At 62.2% G+C, this 20732-nt stretch carries 15 protein-coding genes, 8 tRNA genes and 3 rRNA genes; 22 read left to right on the forward strand and 4 right to left on the reverse strand.

Translation table 11 applies throughout. The features are described 5' to 3' along the window. The 22 genes from GT748_RS10260 to GT748_RS10365 form a co-directional block, all read left to right on the forward strand. Window positions 1-638, forward strand: a 16S ribosomal RNA gene (locus tag GT748_RS10260); the annotation flags it as partial. A gap of 94 nt (window positions 639-732) precedes the next feature. Further along, window positions 733-808, forward strand: a tRNA-Ala gene (locus GT748_RS10265). 82 nt (window positions 809-890) lie between these two features. Further along, window positions 891-967, forward strand: a tRNA-Ile gene (locus tag GT748_RS10270). 156 nt (window positions 968-1123) lie between these two features. Beyond that, a 23S ribosomal RNA gene (locus tag GT748_RS10275) occupies window positions 1124-3962 on the forward strand. Window positions 3963-4069: 107 nt separating this feature from the next. After that, window positions 4070-4145 (forward strand) — tRNA-Lys (locus tag GT748_RS10280). A gap of 128 nt (window positions 4146-4273) precedes the next feature. Continuing rightward, window positions 4274-4348, forward strand: a tRNA-Glu gene (locus tag GT748_RS10285). Between the two features lie 122 nt (window positions 4349-4470). Further along, window positions 4471-4587, forward strand: a 5S ribosomal RNA gene (gene rrf / locus GT748_RS10290). 7 nt (window positions 4588-4594) lie between these two features. Then, window positions 4595-4670, forward strand: a tRNA-Asn gene (locus GT748_RS10295). 3 nt (window positions 4671-4673) lie between these two features. Further along, window positions 4674-4750 (forward strand) — tRNA-Ile (locus tag GT748_RS10300). 12 nt (window positions 4751-4762) lie between these two features. Next, window positions 4763-4838: transfer RNA gene (locus GT748_RS10305), tRNA-Trp, on the forward strand. 5 nt (window positions 4839-4843) lie between these two features. Then, a tRNA-Thr gene (locus GT748_RS10310) sits at window positions 4844-4919 on the forward strand. Window positions 4920-5162: 243 nt separating this feature from the next. After that, complete coding sequence (gene mltG / locus GT748_RS10315) at window positions 5163-6095, forward strand: endolytic transglycosylase MltG (RefSeq protein WP_021659287.1); 933 nt, start codon at window positions 5163-5165, stop codon at window positions 6093-6095. 693 nt (window positions 6096-6788) lie between these two features. After that, window positions 6789-7376: a DUF5662 family protein gene (locus GT748_RS10320; RefSeq protein WP_044992437.1), complete on the forward strand. Its 588-nt coding sequence runs from the start codon at window positions 6789-6791 to the stop codon at window positions 7374-7376. Window positions 7377-7462: 86 nt separating this feature from the next. Beyond that, a complete protein-coding gene (locus GT748_RS10325) occupies window positions 7463-9379 on the forward strand; it encodes an O-antigen ligase family protein (protein WP_161213610.1) in 1917 nt (638 codons plus the stop codon). A 129-nt stretch (window positions 9380-9508) separates the two neighbouring features. Next, window positions 9509-10258 carry a MurR/RpiR family transcriptional regulator gene (locus tag GT748_RS10330; protein WP_021659284.1) on the forward strand — a complete coding sequence of 250 codons (750 nt, stop codon included), beginning with the start codon at window positions 9509-9511 and terminating at the stop codon, window positions 10256-10258. Between the two features lie 117 nt (window positions 10259-10375). After that, window positions 10376-11323 (forward strand): carbohydrate kinase family protein, encoded by a 948-nt coding sequence (locus GT748_RS10335; protein WP_021659283.1) that lies wholly within the window; start codon window positions 10376-10378, stop codon window positions 11321-11323. Further along, a complete protein-coding gene (locus tag GT748_RS10340) occupies window positions 11307-12428 on the forward strand; it encodes an SIS domain-containing protein (RefSeq protein ID WP_143161529.1) in 1122 nt (373 codons plus the stop codon). Before GT748_RS10335 ends, GT748_RS10340 begins: the two co-directional genes overlap by 17 nt. Further along, window positions 12425-13216, forward strand: coding sequence for a BtpA/SgcQ family protein (locus GT748_RS10345; protein ID WP_161213611.1), 792 nt, complete (start codon window positions 12425-12427; stop codon window positions 13214-13216). The genes GT748_RS10340 and GT748_RS10345 overlap by 4 nt, the downstream gene beginning before the upstream one ends. Before the next feature lie 42 nt (window positions 13217-13258). Then, the gene (locus GT748_RS10350) at window positions 13259-14212 is read left to right on the forward strand and encodes a BMP family ABC transporter substrate-binding protein (RefSeq protein WP_161213612.1); all 954 of its coding nucleotides are present in this window, start codon (window positions 13259-13261) and stop codon (window positions 14210-14212) included. Between the two features lie 306 nt (window positions 14213-14518). Next, window positions 14519-15256, forward strand: a complete 738-nt coding sequence (gene ymfI, locus GT748_RS10355; RefSeq protein WP_073260880.1) for an elongation factor P 5-aminopentanone reductase — start codon at window positions 14519-14521, stop codon at window positions 15254-15256. A 272-nt stretch (window positions 15257-15528) separates the two neighbouring features. Next, window positions 15529-16086, forward strand: coding sequence for a nucleoside 2-deoxyribosyltransferase (locus GT748_RS10360; RefSeq protein ID WP_021660236.1), 558 nt, complete (start codon window positions 15529-15531; stop codon window positions 16084-16086). Next, complete coding sequence (locus GT748_RS10365; RefSeq protein ID WP_021660235.1) at window positions 16077-16682, forward strand: nucleoside 2-deoxyribosyltransferase; 606 nt, start codon at window positions 16077-16079, stop codon at window positions 16680-16682. Before GT748_RS10360 ends, GT748_RS10365 begins: the two co-directional genes overlap by 10 nt. Window positions 16683-16877: 195 nt before the next feature. Here GT748_RS10365 and mnmA read toward each other — a convergent pair whose 3' ends face one another. The 4 genes from mnmA to rnhA all read right to left on the reverse strand — a co-directional run bounded on the left by mnmA (window position 16878) and on the right by rnhA (window position 20336). Next, window positions 16878-17957: a tRNA 2-thiouridine(34) synthase MnmA gene (gene mnmA, locus GT748_RS10370; RefSeq protein ID WP_021660234.1), complete on the reverse strand. Its 1080-nt coding sequence runs from the start codon at window positions 17955-17957 to the stop codon at window positions 16878-16880. Beyond that, complete coding sequence (nifU, locus tag GT748_RS10375; protein ID WP_021660233.1) at window positions 17950-18375, reverse strand: Fe-S cluster assembly scaffold protein NifU; 426 nt, start codon at window positions 18373-18375, stop codon at window positions 17950-17952. The genes mnmA and nifU overlap by 8 nt, the downstream gene beginning before the upstream one ends. 84 nt (window positions 18376-18459) lie before the next feature. Then, window positions 18460-19647, reverse strand: coding sequence for a cysteine desulfurase NifS (gene nifS, locus GT748_RS10380; RefSeq protein WP_021660232.1), 1188 nt, complete (start codon window positions 19645-19647; stop codon window positions 18460-18462). A 233-nt stretch (window positions 19648-19880) separates the two neighbouring features. Further along, window positions 19881-20336 carry a ribonuclease HI gene (gene rnhA / locus GT748_RS10385; protein ID WP_044992965.1) on the reverse strand — a complete coding sequence of 152 codons (456 nt, stop codon included), beginning with the start codon at window positions 20334-20336 and terminating at the stop codon, window positions 19881-19883. Window positions 20337-20732: the final 396 nt, after the last annotated feature.

The following is a 20732-nucleotide window of genomic DNA, read 5'->3' on the forward strand; positions in this document are numbered from 1 at the left end:
CAAGGTTGAAACTCAAAGGAATTGACGGGGGCCCGCACAAGCAGTGGAGTATGTGGTTTAATTCGAAGCAACGCGAAAAACCTTACCAGGTCTTGACATCTATCGCTATCCCAAGAGATTGGGAGTTCCCTTCGGGGACGGTAAGACAGGTGGTGCATGGTTGTCGTCAGCTCGTGTCGTGAGATGTTGGGTTAAGTCCCGCAACGAGCGCAACCCTTACTGTTAGTTGCTACGCAAGAGCACTCTAACGGGACTGCCGTTGACAAAACGGAGGAAGGTGGGGATGACGTCAAATCATCATGCCCTTTATGACCTGGGCTACACACGTACTACAATGGCCGCAAACAACGAGCAGCGAAACCGCGAGGTGGAGCGAATCTATAAAAGCGGTCTCAGTTCGGATTGCAGGCTGCAACTCGCCTGCATGAAGTCGGAATTGCTAGTAATCGCGGATCAGCATGCCGCGGTGAATACGTTCCCGGGCCTTGTACACACCGCCCGTCACACCATGAGAGCCGGTAACACCCGAAGTCAGTAGTCTAACCGCAAGGGGGACGCTGCCGAAGGTGGGGCTGGTGATTGGGGTGAAGTCGTAACAAGGTAGCCGTATCGGAAGGTGCGGCTGGATCACCTCCTTTCTAAGGAAGAGAGGGACGTTTGAGCTTTAAGTATTGTTCAATTTTGAAGGTCTGTGAAGACAGGCTTTCAAGCAAGAGGAACCTTGTTGAAGACGGGGGTGTAGCTCAGCTGGGAGAGCACCTGCCTTGCACGCAGGGGGTCAGGAGTTCGAGCCTCCTCATCTCCACCACTGGTGGACGCGAGAGCCGAGAGGTGATCGTGGGAGGGACAAGGAGTACTGACTTCTAGGAAAGCGGAGCGCCCTTGAGTATGGGCTCATAGCTCAGGTGGTTAGAGCGCACGCCTGATAAGCGTGAGGTCGGTGGTTCGAGTCCACTTGAGCCCACCACGGCCTGGGAAACCGGGCAAAGACAAGGGACCTGGAGCAAAAATGCACCTTGAAAACTGAATAAAGCAATAGACTGCGATAGAAATCTAAAGGGTAACATGGAAGAAATTCTATGGTACACTACAATTTATGTCGAGAGAACAGCCGAAGAAAAAAGGTCAAGCTAAGAAGGGCGCAGGGCGAATGCCTTGGCACCAGGAGACGATGAAGGACGCGATAAGCTGCGAAAAGCCGCGGGGAGCTGCAAATAAGTATTGATCCGCGGATGTCCGAATGGGGCAACCCACCTAGAGTCATGTCTAGGTATCCTGTACTGAATACATAGGTGCAGGAGGTGAACCGCCTGAACTGAAACATCTAAGTAGGGCGAGGAAGAGAAATCAAACGAGATTCCGAAAGTAGTGGCGAGCGAAATCGGAAGAGGCCAAACCAGGGGTAGAAATACCTCTGGGGTTGTGGACTGCATTTAGGATTGTGCGAGTTTAAGAGAACGGCATGGGAAGGCCGGCCAGAGAGGGTGAGAGCCCCGTATCTGAAAAGCGAGCGCACCGAGCAGGATCCAGAGTACCGCGGGACACGAGGAATCCCGTGGGAAGCCGGGGGGACCACCCTCCAAGCCTAAATACTACCTGGTGACCGATAGCGTATAGTACTGTGAAGGAAAGGTGAAAAGAACCCCGGGAGGGGAGTGAAATAGAACCTGAAACCCTGTGCCTACAAGCACATAGAGCACGTCAAAGTGTGATATGGTACTTTTTGTAGAACGGTCCGGCGAGTGTATGTATGCAGCGAGGTTAAGGGCTTAAGGCCTGAAGCCGCAGGGAAACCGAGTCTGAATAGGGCGAATTAGTTGCATGTATATGACCCGAAACCGGGTGACCTATCCATGTCCAGGTTGAAGTTGGGGTAAGACCCAATGGAGGACCGAACCGACCCCTGTTGAAAAAGTGGCGGATGAGGTGTGGATAGCGGAGAAATTCTAATCGAACCCGGATATAGCTGGTTCTCCCCGAAATAGCTTTAGGGCTAGCCTTGCGTTAGATTTCCGGAGGTAAAGCACTGAATGGGCTAGGGGCCGAGAGGTTACTGAACCCTATCAAACTAAGAATGCCGGAAAATCGATGCGCAGGAGTCAGACTATGGGAGATAAGTTTCATAGTCAAGAGGGAAACAGCCCAGACCCACAGCTAAGGTCCCCAAACAGGTTTAAGTGGAAAAGGATGTGGGGGTGCACAGACAACTAGGATGTTGGCTTAGAAGCAGCCATACATTAAAAGAGTGCGTAATAGCTCACTAGTCGAGTGCCCCTGCGCCGAAAATGTAACGGGGCTAAAACCTGTACCGAAGCTTGGGCATCGTCGTAAGATGATGGGTAGGGGAGCGTCGCATGCGGGGTGAAGCCATAGCGGAAGCGGTGGTGGACTGCATGGGAGTGAGAATGCCGGAATGAGTAGCGCGAATCATGTGAGAATCATGATGGCCGAAAGCCTAAGGTTTTTGGAGGAAGGTTCGTCCGCTCCAAGTTAGTCGGGAGCTAAGGTGAGGCCGAAAGGCGTAGCCGATGCACATACGGTAGAGATTCCGTAACCACCGAAAGTTTTAAGCAGAGGGACACTCTGAAAGGGCATGACCCGGGCGATGGTAGACCCGGGCGTAAGGGACTGAAATTTAGTAGGGAAGCATGCTTGGACGGAGGCGAGAAAAGCTCTGGGAATAACTGAGGTGCCCGTACCGCAAACCGACACAGGTAGGTAGGAAGAAGATTCTAAGGCCAACGGGAGAAGGGTTGTTAAGGAACTCGGCAAATTGACCCCGTAACTTAGGGATAAGGGGTGCTCATGGAAACATGAGCCGCAGAGAATAGAGCCAGGCGACTGTTTAGCAAAAACACAGGTCTCTGCTAAATCGAAAGATGAAGTATAGGGGCTGACACCTGCCCGGTGCTGGAAGGTTAAGGAGATGAGTGCAAGCTTTGACCCGAAGCCCCAGTGAACGGCGGCCGTAACTATAACGGTCCTAAGGTAGCGAAATTCCTTGTCGGGTAAGTTCCGACCCGCACGAATGGTGTAACGATCTGGTTACTGTCTCAACAACCCGCCCGGCGAAATTGTAGTACCGGTGAAGATGCCGGTTACCCGCGACAAGACGGAAAGACCCCATGGAGCTTTACTGCAGCCTGATATTGGATTTCGGTATTACATGTACAGGATAGGTGGGAGACTGGGAAGCCAAGGCGTCAGCTTTGGTGGAGTCGACCTTGGGATACCACTCTTGTAGTGCTGGAATTCTAACTTGCGGCCGTGAAACCGGCCGGAGGACATTGTCAGGTGGGCAGTTTGACTGGGGCGGTCGCCTCCTAAAAGGTATCGGAGGCGCTCAAAGGTTGGCTCAGCATGGACGGAAACCATGCCAGAGAGTGTAAACGCACAAGCCAGCCTGACTGCGAGACTGACAAGTCGAGCAGGAACGAAAGTTGGAGTTAGTGATCCGGCGGTATGTGAGTGGAAATGCCGTCGCTCAACGGATAAAAGCTACCCTGGGGATAACAGGCTGATCTCCCCCAAGAGTCCACATCGACGGGGAGGTTTGGCACCTCGATGTCGGCTCATCGCATCCTGGGGCTGAATTCGGTCCCAAGGGTTTGGCTGTTCGCCAATTAAAGCGGTACGCGAGCTGGGTTCAGAACGTCGTGAGACAGTTCGGTCCCTATCTGTCGTGGGCGCAGGATATTTGAGAGGAGCTGTCCCTAGTACGAGAGGACCGGGATGGACGCACCTCTGGTGCACCAGTTGTCACGCCAGTGGCACAGCTGGGCAGCTAAGTGCGGAACGGATAAACGCTGAAAGCATCTAAGCGTGAAGCCGACCTCAAGATAAGATATCCCACTGAGTCAATCAGGTAAGACCCCTTGAAGACTACGAGGTAGATAGGCTGCAGGTGTACGCACGGTGACGTGTTGAGCTGGGCAGTACTAATCGGTCGAGGGCTTGACCTTGTGAAGCAGTTCTCATTCAGTCTATTCCCCTTTATTCAGTTTTCAAGCTGTATTTTTGCAGAAGAAGCCGGGCGGAAGTTCGGCGGGCTGCGAAGCAGTTTGTTTAGGCACCATTAGCTCAGTTGGTAGAGCAACTGACTCTTAATCAGTGGGTCCCGGGTTCGAGTCCCTGATGGTGCACCAAAAGGCCGTGCAAACGGCGGCGATTGTAGAGTGAGTTGACGGGGACATTTTTCGTATTTTGCGAAGCAAAATCAAAGTCCTTGGGACTTTGAGGAAAATGTCAGAATCAATTGCTCTGCAATTGATTTGGCCCGTTGGTCAAGCGGTTAAGACACCGGCCTCTCACGCCGGTAACGGGGGTTCGATTCCCCCACGGGTCACCAGGAATAATGACGGCGAAAGCTGTTCATTATATACAGACAGATGCCGTGCTTTGCGAAAGCAAAGACAAAGTCCAGTGGACTTTGAGGCAGATGTCAAGGCCACTTGCAGAGCAATTGGCGAAGTCGGTGTTGATGGCGCGTAGGATCCACCCGTTCCCATCCCGAACACGGAAGTTAAGCTACGCAGCGCTGAAGATACTTGGCGGGAAGCTGCCTGGGAAAATAGGGCGATGCCGACACAAATATTCCTCCTTAGCTCAGTTGGTAGAGCATGCGGCTGTTAACCGCAGGGTCGCCCGTTCGAGCCGGGCAGGGGGAGCCAGAAGGGCCTTTAGCTCAGTTGGTTAGAGCAGCCGGCTCATAACCGGTCGGTCCGGGGTTCGAGTCCCTGAAGGCCCACCAATATGACCATTTAGGGGTATAGCTCAGTTGGTAGAGCAGTGGTCTCCAAAACCACGTGCCGAGGGTTCAAATCCTTCTGCCCCTGCCACGTATGCTGCTATGGCTCAGTCGGCAGAGCGCGTCCTTGGTAAGGACGAGGTCGGCGGTTCGAATCCGCCTAGCAGCTCCAAAGAAAACACCCACAAACCGCATTGTTAAGCGATTTGTGGGTGTTTTTTGTTGTGTGTAAAAATACAAAAGGGATGGAAAATAGCGCAGAGTAGAGTGAAATAGAACATAGATGTTATCAAAATGCTATCAAAAAAACGCGGTCAAGGGCGCTCCTCGCCTCCATGAACGACCCCTCTGCAGCTTTTCATTTGTCGGAGAATGTATTATAATAAGCAAAATAGTCGAAAAAGGGGAAGTGACGATGAAACACGCGTATTGGAAGGCCCTCCTGGCAGCCCTGGTCTGCCTCACCCTTTTGGCGGGCTGCAAAAAGGCAGAGGCAGCGGCGCCCACTGCCGGCGCCACCTTTGTGGAGAGCGCCGCCCTCTTCTCCGACGAAGAGGAGGGGACCCTCTCCCCCAAGGCCATTGCCGCCCAGGAGGAGAAGGAGGCTGCCGAGAAGGCTGCCCAGGAGACCGGCGGTTCCGGCGAAGAGGGAGAGGAGGGCTCTGGCGAGGGCAGCCAGCCCCGCCAGACGGTGCGGGTCACCGTGCCCGAGGGCAGCACCTTCATGCAGATCGCCAATACCCTTGAGAAAAAAGGGGTCTGCACGGCGGCGGATTTTTACAACACCGCCCAGAATTACACCGTCAAGTCCTTCACCGTCCCCTCCACCTCCGACCGCGCCTTTAAGATGGAGGGCTACCTCTTCCCCGACACCTACGAGTTCTACCAGGGGGAGGACGCCGAGTCGGTTCTGCGCAAGATGCTCAACAACTACGCCGCCAAGTCGGGGATGCCCTCTGAAAAGACCCTGATTTTGGCCTCCATCATTGAGCGGGAGACCCGCAGCACCGAGCAGATGAAGATGGTCTCCTCGGTCTTTCACAACCGGCTGGCCGCCGGGATGCGGCTGGACTCCGACCCCACCCGGGAGTATGTCAACAACTACATCACCGGCAACTCTCTGGTGGCAAATCAGAGCAAGTTCGCCCCCCTCTACAACACCTATAAGTGCAAGGGGCTGCCCGCCGGCCCCATCTGCAACCCCGGCGCCCGGGCCATTGCCGCCGCCCAGAACCCCAGCTCCAGCGAGTACCTCTATTTCTTCTTCGGGAACGACAACCAAAACCACTACTCCAAAACACTGGAGGAGCACGAGGCCCAGATGGAGCAGTACGGGGTGCAGAAATAGCGGCTGTTTTCCAGTTCCCTACCTGCTTTGATGAAAGACCGGCAGGGAGAAGAGGGGGGAGCCTTCCGGTTGGAGGCTGCCCTGCGCTGGGATCGCCAAAAAGGGGACGCACAGAAGGGCGGTGTCTTCCCCATTCGCTCTTTGCTATTGCTGAAGGGGCCTGTACAGGCCCCTTCGGTGCGCGTTCGGCAGCCTGTCTTTTCCCGCAGGGAGGGGAGGCCTCCATCGGCTGGATTCCCAAAGGGGCGAGTTGCTGCCTCCCCTCCCAAGCGCTTTCCCCAAATCTGTTCTCGTTGCAGGCGGGAGGGCCTTTGCACAGGCCTCTGTCGACCTGGTAGAAGCGCCGTGAGACCATACAGAAAGGACGGGGCTTTTGCCGGCTTGTACCCCACTGCAATTCATCCGTGAACGCAGTCTCCCACCGGGTTGGCCCCTCCGCAGAGGCTCTTTTCTTCAGGCCCTATTGGGGCCGCCTCCTAAGCCGGACCGCGCCCTCAAATGAGAAGGGAATGTGCATTTCATTTTGCTTTGAAAATGCGCGGGGCGCGCGACCGCCGCAGCCGCCCCTCGGAGAAGGGGCCTTTGGGGTGATTTTTCAGTTGTCAAATCCCGGCCAATCCGATATGATGGGGAAAGGCGGAAAAGGGGGAGGCCCCCGCCGCCCGATTTTACAGCGCGAAAGGGGTGAGGGCCGTGAAGTGGCTCTCCCATTTAAAGACGGTCAACCACCACAAAAAACTGGTGCGCCGGTACTGCTTCAAGGTGGGGCTCTACCGGCAGGGCCTGCTGCACGACCTCTCCAAATACAGCCCCGCCGAGTTTTGGGTGGGGGCCCGCTACTTTCAGGGCAACCGCAGCCCCAACGACGCCGAGCGGCAGGACCGGGGGTACAGTTCGGCTTGGCTGCACCACAAGGGCCGCAACAAGCACCACCTGGAATACTGGATCGACTACTCCCCCGAGGGCGACCACGCCCTGGCAGGGATGAAGATGCCGGTGCGGTATGTGGTGGAGATGTTCTGCGACCGCATCGCCGCCAGCCGCACCTACCGCAAAGAGGCCTATGTGGACCGAGACCCCTGGGACTACTACCAGCGCTCCAAGCCCCACTACATCCTCCATCCCGAGACCCGGGCCCTGCTGGAAGACCTGCTTTGCCGGCTGAAGGACGAGGGGGAGGAAGCGGTCTTTTCCTATATCCGGCAGGAGGTGCTGCCCGCCGCCCGGCAGCGGGACGGGGGGCGGAAGAGCGGGACCGGCAAAAAGAAGGGCGAAATTTGACAACAAAATGGCCCAGGCCGTATAATGGGAGTACTTTGAAGAGAAGAGAAATGCCCCCTTTGTGCAGGGGGACGGGAAGTGATGAGTTGAGCGCTCCGCTCAAAAAAGCATATCATCTCTTTGACAAGACGCTGGGCAACGCCGGCGTTTTTCGCGTGGCCTTTTTGGCCGCCACCATCTTCTACTATGTCAACTTCTACGACCGCATCTTCAACCCCGTCAACCTGGTCTTGGGGATCTGGGCGATCTGCGTCTTTGTCAACGTGGTGTTCATCAAGCGCCTCTACTTTCAGATGCGCCACTGGTTCACCTTTGGTCTGTTCATGCTGGCCTCGCTGCTCTCGGTGCTCCTCAACTGGCGGGACAACCTGCTCTTCAACTTCTTCACCCTGGGGTACTCCGCCCTCTACTTTGTGGTCTTTTTCGGCTGCACCAGCCTGATGGACTATCACAAGGCCCAGCGGGAACTGCGCATCCTCCTAAAAATCATCGTGCTGCTGGTGACCGCCATCACCCTGGCGGGGGCCCTCTTTGTCACCTACCGGCTCAGCATCACCATCGACGGCTACCACTTCGGCTTTTTTGAGGGGCGCTTTTACGGCATCTTCACCAACCCCAACTACGCCGGTTTCCTCAACGCCTTGAGCATTGTCTGCGCCCAGATGCTCCTGACCATCGACCACCGCCGCAAACAGAAGATGCGGAAGGTGGCCAAGGCCTTCCTCTGGCTCTCCATCCCCGTCAACCTGGTCTCCCTCTGGTTCACCGACAGCAACGCCGCCCTGGTGCTGCTGGGAGGCTATGGGGTGATGCTGGCCTGCGGGCTGCGCATCAGCTACCTCAAGGAGATCAACTGGAAGACCGTGGGCCGCCAGTCTGTCTTTTTCCTGCTGGCCGCCGTGCTCATCTGCGGGGGCATCTTCTTTACCCGCACCGCGGTGCAGGACGGGACGGCCGACGCCATCATGTACACCATGACCGAGAACGAGGAGCTGCTCAACGAGGTCAGCGTGCAGGACACCGACGACTGGGTGGTGGTGCTGGGCGGCAGCGAGCGGCCCCTGGGCAGCGGGCGGGACGTGCTGGTCAAGCAGGGGCTGGAGATCTTTACCCACAAGCCCCTCTTCGGGGTGGGCCCGGCCAACATCGAGACGGCGGGGGACCGCTACCTGGAGGACGGGCTGCGCTTCCCCGACCTGCACAACGCCTACCTGACCATCCTGGTGGGCACCGGGGTGGTGGGCTTTGCCTGCTGCTGCACCTTTTTTGTCAGCTACCTCTGGTCCATCCTCAACGGGGTGTTCAACCGCAAATACCGCAAGTTTGACCGGGGGGTGCTGCCCTACGTCATGGCCTTTATCCTCAGTTACGGCATCTACGCCTTTGCCGAAAAGGCCCTGGTCTTTCACATCGACTTCACCACCGCCATCTTTTGGATGTTCATGGGCTATGCGGGCAACATGCTCATCCACCTGGAGAAGAAGTACTCCGCCTTTGTCAAGCGGGGGAAACCGACGGTGGCCATTTCCGGCGTCTCCCGGGAGCGGGCGCAGGACCTGCTGGAGAGAAGCCCCATCTTCGCCGGGGCGGGGGTCAAGGTGGCCTTTTTGCTCCAGCGCCCCGCCCGCGGGGAAAAGCCCGTCCAGAGCGGCGAGCGGGAGTACCGCTTCACCTACGTTCTCCCCTACCAACACAGTTGGCGCGACCGGGTCTACCGGGCCCTCTCCCTCCTCTTCCCGCGGCTGGCCCTGCGCCACTACATCCCCGACTACGACTGGAACCTGGTGCTGGACAAGCTCTACTACACCGGCGAAAATCCGGCTTTGCAGAGCCTGTTTCTCTACAACCGCCGCCACAACGACGACTTTGAGATGGTCCACCTCTCCGGCTTTGAGCCGCCCCACCAGATGCCGGCCCCCGGCCGCCCCACCCGCGCCCTGGCGCGGATCACCGGGGTGCCCCTCTACACCGACCACTCGGTCCCCCCCTCGCAGGAACTCTAGCTGTTCGCGCCCCGGCCCACCGGCCCGGGGCGCTTTTTTCGTCCCCGCATTCGCGCCGGTGCGATTTGTTTTTTGCCGGGAATTCAGATACAATAGAAAAAACGACGACCCAAAAGGGAGGGATGAAGGGTGACCTTTGCCGAGCGGCTGATCGCCTATGAGGACAGTTTGAACGACACCGACGACGCCATTGCCGACTACCTGCGGCAGCACCGGGGAGAGCTGGAGCGACTCTCCATCCAAAAGCTGGCCGCGGCCCTCTACACCGTCCCCAACACCCTGGTCCGCTTTGCCAAAAAGCTGCACTACACCGGCTTTGCCGAACTCAAGGTGGCCCTGCGGGCGGAGTATGACGCCCCGGCCGGCAGGGTGGAGGTGCCCATCAACATCCAAAAGACGCTGGAGATGCTCGACGAGGGCCAGATGGCCGCAGTGGCGCGGCGGCTGAAGCGGGTGCGGCGGGTCTATTTTTACGGCATCGGCAACACCAACCCCTTCTGCGAGACCATGGCCCACTACCTCAAGTGCACAGGGAAGACGGCCGAGTCCTTTGACTACCGGCACGACATGTATTACAGCGCCGACCACGCCGAGCCGGGGGACCTGGTCTTTGTCATCAGCGTGTCGGGGGAGACCGACCAGCTGATCAAGGCGGTGCAGATGGCCAAGGCGCGGGGGGCCTACTGCGTGAGCCTGACCTCCCTCTGCCGCAACACCCTGGCGCAGATGGCGGATTGCCGCCTCTACTGCTACACCCAGAAGATGGAGATCGAGGGCTACGAGGTGTCCGACCGGGTGCCGGTGATGCTGGTTTTGCGCAAGCTGGCGGAGCAGTACTGGGCCCTGTTCGACCCGCCCATCGGCCCGCCGGTGAAATAATACACATCCGGCGCAAAAATAGAAAATGTTTTGTATATAAATGAGAGGATCGAATGGCCTCTCTTTTTTTTGTGCTATCCTAAGGCTGTCAAACAGAGACCGACAAGGAGGGATCGAATGAACTGTGAACTGGTGGTTGCGGGCAACCTGTCGCTGGACGACGTCTCCCTACCCGACGGCAGCCGGCAGAAAAACGTCATTGGGGGCGACGCCCTCTACGGGGCGCTGGGGGCCCGCCTCTGGTGCCCTGGGGTGGGGATGCTCTCCCGCCGGGCCGGCGACTTCTCCCCCGAGAGCTTGCAGCGGTGCCGGGAGGCGGGCATCGACCTGGCGGGCGTCCCCCTCTTTCCGGGGGCCAGCCTGCACAGCCTGGCCGTCTACCAGGCCGACGGCGGGCGGCAGTTCACCGAGCTGTCGCCCCCGGGCACCCGGGAGGCCATGTCGCCCCGGGCGGAGGACATCCCTCCCGCCTACCGGCGCTGCCGGGCGGCCTTCCTCTCGGCCCTGCCCATCGACAACCAGCGGGAGCTGGCCGAGGCCTTTCACCGCGCGGAGGCCCTGGTCCTGCTGGACCCCTACGAGGGGGACGCCAGCGGGCGGCGGGAGGCGGTGAGGGACGCCCTGCGCTGGGTGGACGTCTTTCTCCCCAGCGAGGAGGAGGCGGTGCGGCTGCTGGGCCCCCTGGAGGGGGAACGGGACTTTGAGGGGGCGGCGCGGACCTTTGCCTCCTGGGGTCCGGGCGCGGTGGTCATCAAGCGGGGGGCAGAGGGGTGCCTGCTCTACGAGCGGGCGGAGGACCGGTTTGTGCGGCTGCCCTGCCGCCCCACCCGCGCGGTGGACACCACCGGCGCGGGCGACACCTTCGGCGGGGGGCTGGCAGCGGGTCTCCTGCGCACCGGGAAGTTGGTGGAAGCCGCCTGCTGCGGGACGATCTCCGCCTCCTACGCGGTGGAGAGCTTTGGCCCCCAGGGGCTGTTCGAGGCCGAAGGGAGCGCCGCCGAGGGGCGGTTGGAAGCCTATTTAAAAGAGAAGAGGAGTGGTGAAGACAGTGGCAACAGGAATTGACATCATGCGGGAGGAACTGGCGCTGACGCCGGAGGTCATCCGGAAAGGGGTGACCGACTTTGAGGCGGCCATCCGGGAGAAGGCCCATCTCCTTCCCGAGAGCGGGCTCAAGAAAATCTACGCGGTGGGGTGCGGGGACTCCCTCTTTGCCGCCCAGGCAGCCCGCTACACCTTTTTGGACCTGACCGGGGTGGACTGTGTGGCCTGCGAGGCGCTGGAGTTCTGCCGCTACGAGGCGGACCATCTGCCGGAGGGGTCGCTGGTGCTGGTCATCAGCTATTCGGGGACGGTGGCGCGGACGGTGGAGTCGGCCCTGATCGCCAAGAAGAGGGGGGCGGCGGTCATCGCCGTCACCGGCAATCCCGACAGCCCCCTGGCAAGGGCGGCGGAAGGGGCCCTGTGCTACCAGGTGGTCTCCCTGGGGTACGCCCCCGGCACCATCTCCTTTACGGCGGCCCTGCTGATGCTGCAGCTCTGCGCCCTGCAGATCGGGCTGCGCACCGGGCACCTGAGCGAGGAGGACGCCCGGCGGGAGCGGGCCTGGCTGCTGCGGGCCGCCGACACGGTGGAGGAGGCCCTGGCCGAAAACGAGCAGGGGGTGCGGGACATCTGCGCCGGCTGCGCTGACGCCGGGCAGTTCACCGTCTTGGGGGCCGGGCCCAACCAGTCGATGGCCCACTTCGGCGCCGCCAAACTGGTGGAGGGCAAGCGGATCGACGGCATCCCCCAGGATCTGGAGGAGTGGGCCCACCTCAAGTTCTTCGTCAGCGGGCCGGACACCTCCATCCTGATCTGCGCCCCCCAGGGCGGCGGGTACAGCCGGGCGGTGGAGCTGATCCGGGAGATGAATTTTATCGGCGCCAACAGCATCCTCTTTACGGAGAGGGGCCTGGACAGGGCGGAGGCCAGCCACCGGATCACCTACGCCCCCGGTCTGCCCGAGCGGTACACCCCCCTAGTCATCAGCGCCCTGCTGGGCCTCTTCGGCTACCACATCTGCAAGGTGAGCGGGGTCGAGAGCTGCGATTTTGCCAGCGACGAGGCCAAGGAGGAGCACTACAACACGCTGCACAACAGCGCCTACCGGGAGGAACTGCAAAAATGAGCATTTTGAGCCAGTTGAGAGAGGGCTGCTTCACCATCGGTGTCCTGCACGTCCCCCCCTTTCCCACCAGCGTGCTGGGGGGAGAGCGGAGCCTGGAGGAGATCGTCGAGCACTGTGTGAAAAACGCCCGGGTGCTGGAGGAGAGCGGCTTTTCCTCCGTCCTCCTGCAAAACGTGGGGGATGAGCCGGTGGGCCGCGCCGCCTCGCCGGACACGGTGGCCAACATGGCCGTTCTGGCGCGGGAGGTCAAGAAGGCCCTCTCCATCCCCCTGGGGGTGACCCTGCTGGACCACGACGGGAAGGCCCCTATCGCCATCGCCAAGGCCGCCGGCGCCGACTATGTGCGCATCAAGGTGTTTTGCGGCCTCATGGTGAAGATGACCGGCATGTTGGAGGGGCTCTACTACGACGCCGTCCGCTACCGGCGGGAGATCGGCGCCGGGGAGGTGGACATTCTCGCCGACGTCTTTGACAGGGAGGGGTACCCCCTGGGGGACACCGATTTGGGGGAGATGGCCCGCTTTGCGGTGCAGAGCTGCAAGGCCGACGGGCTGATCCTCACCGGCAAGGACCAGCGGGGCACCGAGGAGATGCTGGAGACGGCCGGCCGGGCGACGGGGGCCCCCCTGCTCATCGGCGGCGGGGTGGACGCCCAAAACGTCGGGCAGCTCAAGGGGCGGGCGCAGGGCTTTATCATCGGCAGCTGTCTCAAAACCCCCGGCGGCCCCTACGCCGACTTGTCGCCCCGCGCCTGCAGAGAGGTGGCGGAGGCGTTTGCCAAACAGTGATGAGAGCCGGCGGCCAGCCGGTGCAGAGAGGAGAATGGTACCGTGAAGAAAAAGAAGATGCTGTCGATTTTGCTGGTGGCTGTGCTGGGCCTTTCGGCCTTTGCGACGGGCTGTGGAAAGGGGGACGCGGGGGAGGAGAAGAAACCGCTCAAGGCGGCCTACCTCTGCGACCGGCTGGGCGACAAGGCCTTCAACGACATCGCCTGGGAGGGATTTCAGAAGGCGTCGCGGGACTTTGGGCTGGAAATCAAGGTGGTGGAGTACGGGACGGACAAATCCAAGTTTGACCCCTCGGTCATCGACGCGGCGGAGAACAACGACATCGTGGCCTTCTCGGGCAACGAGTTCATGGAGATCGTGGAGAAGCACTACCAGGAGTTCCCCGACACCAAGTTCATCGGCGTCGACATCCCCCCCGACTACCAGGTGGAGATGCCCAATGTCTTTGCCGTCTACTACGCCCAGAACGAGGGGGATTACCTGGCGGGCGTCCTGGCCCAGAAGATGAGCAAGACCGGCATCGTGGGCTTTTTGGGCGGCGCAGAGGTGATCGTCATCAACGACTTCCTGGTGGGCTTTGTCGAGGGCAGCAAGCGGGCCGACCCCAACGGCAGGATCGCCATCTCCTATGTGGGCGACTTTGTCAACGCCACCAAGGCCAAGGAGATGGGGCTGCTGATGATCCAGCAGAAGGCCGACATCCTGCACCAGGTGGCGGGGGCCGCCGGACTGGGGATGTTTGAGGCCTGCCAGGAGAAGGGGGCCCTGGGCATCGGCGTGGACGCGGACCAGCGGGCCTTCTTCCTGGACAGCAAGCCCGAGATCGCCGACGTCATCATCACCTCCATGCTCAAGCGAAACGACATCGCCATGTACAACATGCTCAAAGGCACGGTGGAGGGCACCCTCGCCTACGGCACCCTGGAGACCATGGGGGTCAAAGAGGAGGTCACCGCCCTGGTGGAGGACGACTACTACAAGGAGATGGTCCCCTAGGAGGTGCGGGATTACCTGGAGGAGATCAAGGGTGAGATCGTCGAGAAGAAAATCAAGGTGAGCAGCTATTTCGGCATGGAGCAGAGTGAGTTTGTAAAGATCCGCGACTCGGTGCGGCTGTAAAGGGCCGCTGGGGGCCATCGCCACTGCCCCCTCTGTCCTTTCCGGGGCGAGGGGGCAGGCCCCCTGACCAGTTTGCGCGCCGGCCGGTGCAGCCCTTCGCTGTGCCGGCCGGCGCGCATTTGCCCAAAAGGGGGCGGCTGTGCTATACTCACACTGAAGAAAAAAGGATGGAGGGGAAGCGCGATGGGGAGAACGGCGCTCATCACCGGCGGCTCTCGGGGCATCGGCGCCGCCTGCGCCAGGGCCTTTGCCGCCGCCGGGTGGAAGGTGGCCATCAACTACTGCCACAGCCGCGGGGTGGCCGAGGCCCTGGCGGGGGAGCTGGCGGCGGCCGGTGCGGCGGTGCTGGCGGTGGAGGCCGACGTCTCCGACCGCCGTGCGGTGGAGGAGATGTTTGCGCGGGTCGAGCGGGACCTGGGCCCGGTGGCGGCCCTGGTCAACAACGCCGCCATCGCCCCCCGCCAGGGCCTTTTCACCGACCTGGACAGTGCGGGTTGGCGGCGGCTCTGCGGGGTGGACCTGGACGGCGCGGTCTACTGCTGCCAGCGGGCCCTGCCGGGGATGATCCGCGCCGGGGGCGGCAGCATCGTCAACCTCTCCTCGGTCTGGGGGGTGCAGGGGGCCTCCTGCGAGGTGGCCTATTCCGCCCTCAAGGCGGGGGTCATCGGCCTGACCAAGGCCCTGGCCAAAGAGGTGGGGCCCAGCGGGGTGCGGGTCAACTGTGTGGCCCCCGGCGTCATCGACACCGAGATGAACGCCCACCTCGGCCCCGCCGACCGCCGGGAGCTGGCCGAGGCCACCCCTTTGGGCCGGTTGGGCCGGCCGGAGGAGGTGGCCCAGGCGGTCCTCTTTTTGGCGGGAGAGGGGGCCTCCTTCATCACCGGCCAGGTGCTGGAGGTGGGGGGCGGTTTCCCCGCCTGAAAAGAGAGCGAGAGCCCCTTCCCAACAGCGGGAAGGGGCTCTCTGTTTTTTGGTTTCCAGCCCAGTATAGCGAAGGGGAGAGGGGCTGTCAACGGCCCGGGGCGATCCTTGTAGAGGGGCATCAAAAGCGCCGTTTATCTTTGGGGGCTTTGCGCATTTACAGCCCGGCGATTTCTCCCTATACTGGTGGCGTACGCATTGGTCAATGCTGGTGGAGACCGGTTCCATCGGCCTGTACTGGTGGTGTGCCAAATCGATCGAGGAGTGATGAAATGGCAAGCAAACAGACCATCTGCCTGTGCACCCCCCAGCGGTATGCGCCGGATTGGGAACAGCAGCGACAGAGATACCAAAGGGCCTGCGAGGCGCGGGGCTTTGCCCTGCTGGAGCCCGCCTGCGCCGGGCAGCGGGTGGAGGATGACTTTCGCGTCTGGATGGAGACCGTTCAGCATTGCGACATCCTGGTGGGGGACATGAACAACTTCCGCGGCTGGGAGCCCGATTCGGGGGCCTGCTTTGTCCTGGGCGCGGGCTATGTCTGGGGGAAGAAGATCTACCTCTACCTAGACGACCTGCGCAGCTGCGCCGAGAAGTTCACCGAGGAGAAGTACCAGGACGAGCCGGGGGAGCAAATCGACATCACCGCCCCCGAAAACCAGAACAAGGGCACCGTCTCCAAGGGCTGGCGGGACAAGGAGGGGATCGTTCTGGAAAACGGCCCCCTGAACCTGATGATGTCCGCCCACGCGCCCATGGTGGAGGGCGGCTTTGAGGAGGCGCTGGAGCGGATCCAGCAGGACGAGGAAGGGGGCGCACACCGGTGTTTGTAGACAAAAATGGGGTGGTCCGCCGCCCGGTGGCCTATCTGGCCGGGCCGGACATGTTCTGGCCCAACGGAATGGAGATCGGCGCCGGGTATGTGGAGTTGAGCCACCGCTACGGCATCGACGGCATCTTCCCCCCCGACCCCGCCAGGGAGGACCAGTACCGGGAGTACACCCCGGTGGACAACTCGCAGGAGGAGCTGGAGAAGAAGATCTTCACCCACGACATGAACCAGATCTACCGCTCGGACATGATCATCGCCAACCTGAACGACTTCCGCCGCGGGCAGGAGCCCGACTCCGGCACCGCCTTTGAGTGCGGGGCCGCCTGGGCCCTGGGGCTGCGCTGCTACGCCTTTATGGAGGACATCCGCCCCCTGGTGGAGCGCTTTTCCGGCGCCAAGCACCAAAATCTGGAGGGCCGCTGGGTGGACGGGCAGAGCTACCTCATCGAGGACAGGGGGCTGCCCTACAACCTCTTTCTGGGGGTGCCCTTCACCTTTGTGCAGGGGACGATGGAGGACGCCATGAAGCGCGCCCGGGCCGATTTTGACCGGGAGCTGGCGGCCACCGGATACCCGCCCTACACCCCGGAGGGGTGAGGGGGAGGGGATAAGCGCCCTTCCCGGACCGAGAAAAAAAGAGAGCTGTGTCCCGGCCGGTCGGCCCGGGGCACAGCTCTTTTTGGTCGCTCTCTTTAAAAAGGGGGCTATTTTCCGCCGAAGAAGTAGCCCAGCAGCACCAGGGCCACGATCACCCCGACGGTCATCACCAGCACCTTCATGGCAGAGGGCTTTTCACGCGGTTGTCTGGGGTCCACCTGCAGCACCTCCGTTCTCCGGCCGGGGCCGGTTGATGATCCCGCCGCCGATCACCAGCCCGTCCCGGTAAAAGACCGCCGACTGGCCGGGGGCCGGTGCCCGCTGGGGCGTTGCAAAGCGGACGGTCAGCCCGCCGCCGGGCAGGGGGTGCAGGGTGGCGGGGCAGGGTTTGGCCACCGAGCGGATTTTCACCAGCACCTGCGCCCCTTCGGTGAGCTGGGCCGGGTCGGGGGCGCAGACCTCCCGCAGGCGGATCTCTCCGGCGTACTCCTCCCCCGCGTCGCAGAGGAGGACGTCCCCGCTGGCGGGGTCGATGGCGCGGACAAAGACCGGCCGCCCCAGGGCGATGCCCAGCCCCTTGCGCTGGCCCACCGTGTAGTGGGCGATGCCCCGGTGGGGCCCGGCGGGGCTGCCGTCGGGGGCGATGAACTGTCCCCGGCGGGAGGGGCCGCAGCGCCCCTCCACATAGGCGGGGTAGTCGCCGTCGGGGATGAAGCAGTTCTCCTGGCTGTCGGGCTTGTCGAAGGTGGGGAGCCCCGCCTCCCGGGCCAACTGGCGGACCTGGGGCTTCTCCATCCCCGCCAGGGGGAGCAGCAGCCGGGCCATGATCTCCTGGGGCAGCCGGTAGAGCATATAGCTCTGGTCCCGCTGGGCCGACTGGGCCTGGGTGAAGTAGTAGGTCTCCCCCCGGCGCACGATCCCCGCGTAGTGGCCGGTGGCCATCCGGTCGTAGCCGCCGCGGCGCATCTCCTCGTAGAGGGCGGCGAACTTGACGGTGGGGTTGCAGCGGACACAGGGGTTGGGGGTCTCGCCGGAGAGGTAGCTCTGGCAGAAGTAGTCGATGACCTGGCGGGAAAAGCGCTCTCTCAGGTTGCAGACGGTCAGGGGCACCCCGAAGAAGTCGGCCGCCAGCCGGGCGTCTTCCACCGCCTGATGGTGGGCGGGGGACATGTCGAAGACCACCCCGCCCACCTCATAGCCCTGCTTTTGCAACAGGGAGACGCAGGCGGAGGAGTCCACCCCCCCGCTCATGGCGACCAGGATCCGCTCAGCCATGGCAGGCTTCGCAGTCGCCGATCTCCCCCACGATGGGGGTCGGGTCGATGCCCTGCTTGCGGTAGTAGTCGCTCAGGGCGGCCTTCACCGCCTGCTCGGCCAGCACCGAACAGTGGATCTTGGCCGGGGGCAGCCCGTCCAGCGCCTCGATCACCGCCTTGTTGGAGAGCTTCAGAGCCTCGCTGATCTTCTTGCCCTTGATCATCTCGGTGGCGATCGAGCTGGTGGCGATGGCCGCGCCGCAGCCGAAGGTCTTGAACTTCACGTCGGTGATGGTGTCCCCGTCGATCTTCAAGTACATCTTCATGATGTCGCCGCACTTGGCGTTGCCCACCTCGCCGACGGCGTCGGCGTCCTCGATCTCGCCCACGTTGCGGGGGTTGGAGAAGTGGTCCAGTACCTTTTCAGAATAGAGCATTTGTCATCCGCCTTTCCAGTTGTAAAAATGTGTGTTGAGAGGGGCGCGTTCGGGGGAAAGGTCCGCCCGCGCCCGGCCGGGCCGCTACTGCTCGGCCTTGACGATCTTCTCCCACAGGGGGGACATGGCGCGCAGCCGCGCCACCACGGTGGGGATGGTCTCGATGATGTAGTCGGCCTCCTCCTCGGTGATGTCCTCGGCCAGGGAGAGGCGCAGGGAGCCGTGGGCCACGTCGTGGGTCAGCCCCAGGGACAGCAGCACGTGGCTGGGGTCGAGGGAGCCGGAGGTGCAGGCCGAGCCGGAGGAGGCCGCGATCCCGTTCAAGTCCAGCATCAGCAGCAGGGACTCGCCCTCCACCCCCTCGAAGGAGAGGTTGATGGTGCCGGGCAGCCGCTTCACCGGGTCGCCGTTGAGGCGGGTGTGGGGCAGCTCGAGGGCCGCGGCGATGATGCGGTCCCGCAGGGGGGTCAGGTGCTCCCGCTTGCGGGCGATGGCCGCCGGGTCGCAGGCCAGCTCGATGGCCCGGCCCAGCCCCACGATGGAGGCCACGTTCTCGGTCCCGGCGCGGTGGCCCCGCTCCTGGCCGCCGCCGTCGAGCAGGTTGGGGAGGGCGATCCCCCGCCGCAGGTAGAGGGCGCCCACCCCCTTGGGGCCGTGGAACTTGTGGGCCGAGAGGGAGAGCATGTCGATGTTTTGGGCCTTCACGTCGATTTCCACGTTCCCCACCGCCTGCACCGCGTCGGTGTGGAACCAGACCCCCCGCTCCCTGCAGATGGCGCCGATCTCGGCGATGGGCTGGATGGTGCCGATTTCGTTGTTGGCGTACATCACCGAGACCAGGGCCGTCTCGGGGCGGATGGCGGCGGCCACGTCGGCCGGGTCCACCAGCCCCTCGGGGCTCACCGGCAGGTAGGTCACCTGGCAGCCCAGCCGCTCCAGCTTCTGGGCGGTGTGGAGGATGGCGTGGTGCTCAAACACGGTGGTGATCAGGTGGGTCTTCCCCTTTTTGGCCAGGGCCATCACGGCCGCCTTGAGGGCCCAGTTGTCCGCCTCCGAGCCGCAGCCGGTGAAGTAGATCTCCCCCGGCTCGCAGCCCAGGGCGTTCGCCGTCTGCACCCGGGCGTGCTCGATGGCCGCCAGGGCGGCCCGCCCCTTTTGGTAGATGCTGGAGGGGTTGCCGTACTCCTCCTTTAAAAAGGGGAGCATGGCCTCCAGCACCGGCTCGCTCACCGGGGTGGTGGCGGCGTTGTCCGCGTAGATATATCTGCTCATGGAACACACCTCATATCTCTGTAAAATGGGGGCCGGCTGCGCCGTCCGGCGCGGCTGGGGGACCCGTCGGCTCTAATATACACCAATTTAGTATGAATTGCAAGGGGGCCGCCCGCCTTTTTTCAAAGGGGGCCGCCGTCGGAGGGGGGAAGGGGCCCCAGCCCAAAAGCGGGCCCTCATCAAAGGGTATTCCCCGCCGCGCCGATTGGCGACAGCCGGCCGCCCTCGCCGCCTCAGCGCCCGGCGGCGCCGAAGCGGTCGCGCTGGGCCACCGCCAGGGCGTCGCAGCGCTCATTTTCCGGGTGGCCGGCGTGGCCCTTGACCCAGTGCAGGGTCACCTGGTGCACTTCCAGCAGGTCCAGCAGCCGCCCCCAGAGGTCGGGGTTGAGGGCGGGCTCCTTGTTCCCCTTGCGCCAGCCATTTTTCCGCCAGCTCACGGCCCAGCCCTTCTGCACCCCGTCCACCAGGTATTTGGAGTCGGAGTAGAGCTCCACCCGGCAGGGGCGCTTGAGGGCGGCCAGGGCCTCGATGGCGGCGGTGAGCTCCATGCGGTTGTTGGTGGTCTGCGCCTCCCCGCCGGAGAGTTCCCGCACCGCGTCGCCGCAGCGGAGGATGGCGCCCCAGCCCCCGGGGCCGGGGTTGCCGCTGCAGGCGCCGTCGGTAAAAATTTCCACGTGATTTGCCGGCATCTCTCTGCCTCCCTTTCCCGCCTGGCCCCCGCCCGTTGCGGCGGGGCCCGGCGCTTTTTCCAGTATACCCAAAAAGGGGCGGCGGCACAAGCGCCGCCCCTTGGCGAAAGGGAGATATTTCTCGCCCGATCGGCCCATACTGGGAAAAGACGGAAGGGCGGGGAAGACGCTCCCCCTTCCTTGACATTTGCGGGGAAAACGGATAGTATGATTTTATCTGTATCTGTACGTTTTTCCTTGCGCCCTTTGGCGCAGCGCGTGGCCGCAGACCCTCTGCGCGTCGGCAGAGCCGGGCGGCCGCGCACCCTTTCCGGGCATTCGGAAAATCCTACAATCCAATCAACGAAAATAAAGAGGCGCCCTGCGGGGCGCCTGCGGCGGCTGTGCCCAAAAGGG

This window comes from Bittarella massiliensis (ex Durand et al. 2017) (genome assembly GCF_009876955.1).
Lineage (GTDB): Bacteria > Bacillota > Clostridia > Oscillospirales > Ruminococcaceae > Bittarella > Bittarella massiliensis.

Bases quoted from the DNA above. Each gene is read 5' to 3' on its own strand.
- rnhA (WP_044992965.1), bottom strand. From the start codon at position 20,336: ATGCCGGCAAATCACGTGGAAATTTTTACCGACGGCGCCTGCAGCGGC.
- GT748_RS10345 (WP_161213611.1), top strand. From the start codon at position 12,425: ATGAGCATTTTGAGCCAGTTGAGAGAGGGCTGCTTCACCATCGGTGTC.
- GT748_RS10335 (WP_021659283.1), top strand. From the start codon at position 10,376: ATGAACTGTGAACTGGTGGTTGCGGGCAACCTGTCGCTGGACGACGTC.
- mnmA (WP_021660234.1), bottom strand. From the start codon at position 17,957: ATGGCTGAGCGGATCCTGGTCGCCATGAGCGGGGGGGTGGACTCCTCC.
- ymfI (WP_073260880.1), top strand. From the start codon at position 14,519: ATGGGGAGAACGGCGCTCATCACCGGCGGCTCTCGGGGCATCGGCGCC.
- nifU (WP_021660233.1), bottom strand. From the start codon at position 18,375: ATGCTCTATTCTGAAAAGGTACTGGACCACTTCTCCAACCCCCGCAAC.
- nifS (WP_021660232.1), bottom strand. From the start codon at position 19,647: ATGAGCAGATATATCTACGCGGACAACGCCGCCACCACCCCGGTGAGC.
- GT748_RS10360 (WP_021660236.1), top strand. From the start codon at position 15,529: ATGGCAAGCAAACAGACCATCTGCCTGTGCACCCCCCAGCGGTATGCG.
- mltG (WP_021659287.1), top strand. From the start codon at position 5,163: ATGAAACACGCGTATTGGAAGGCCCTCCTGGCAGCCCTGGTCTGCCTC.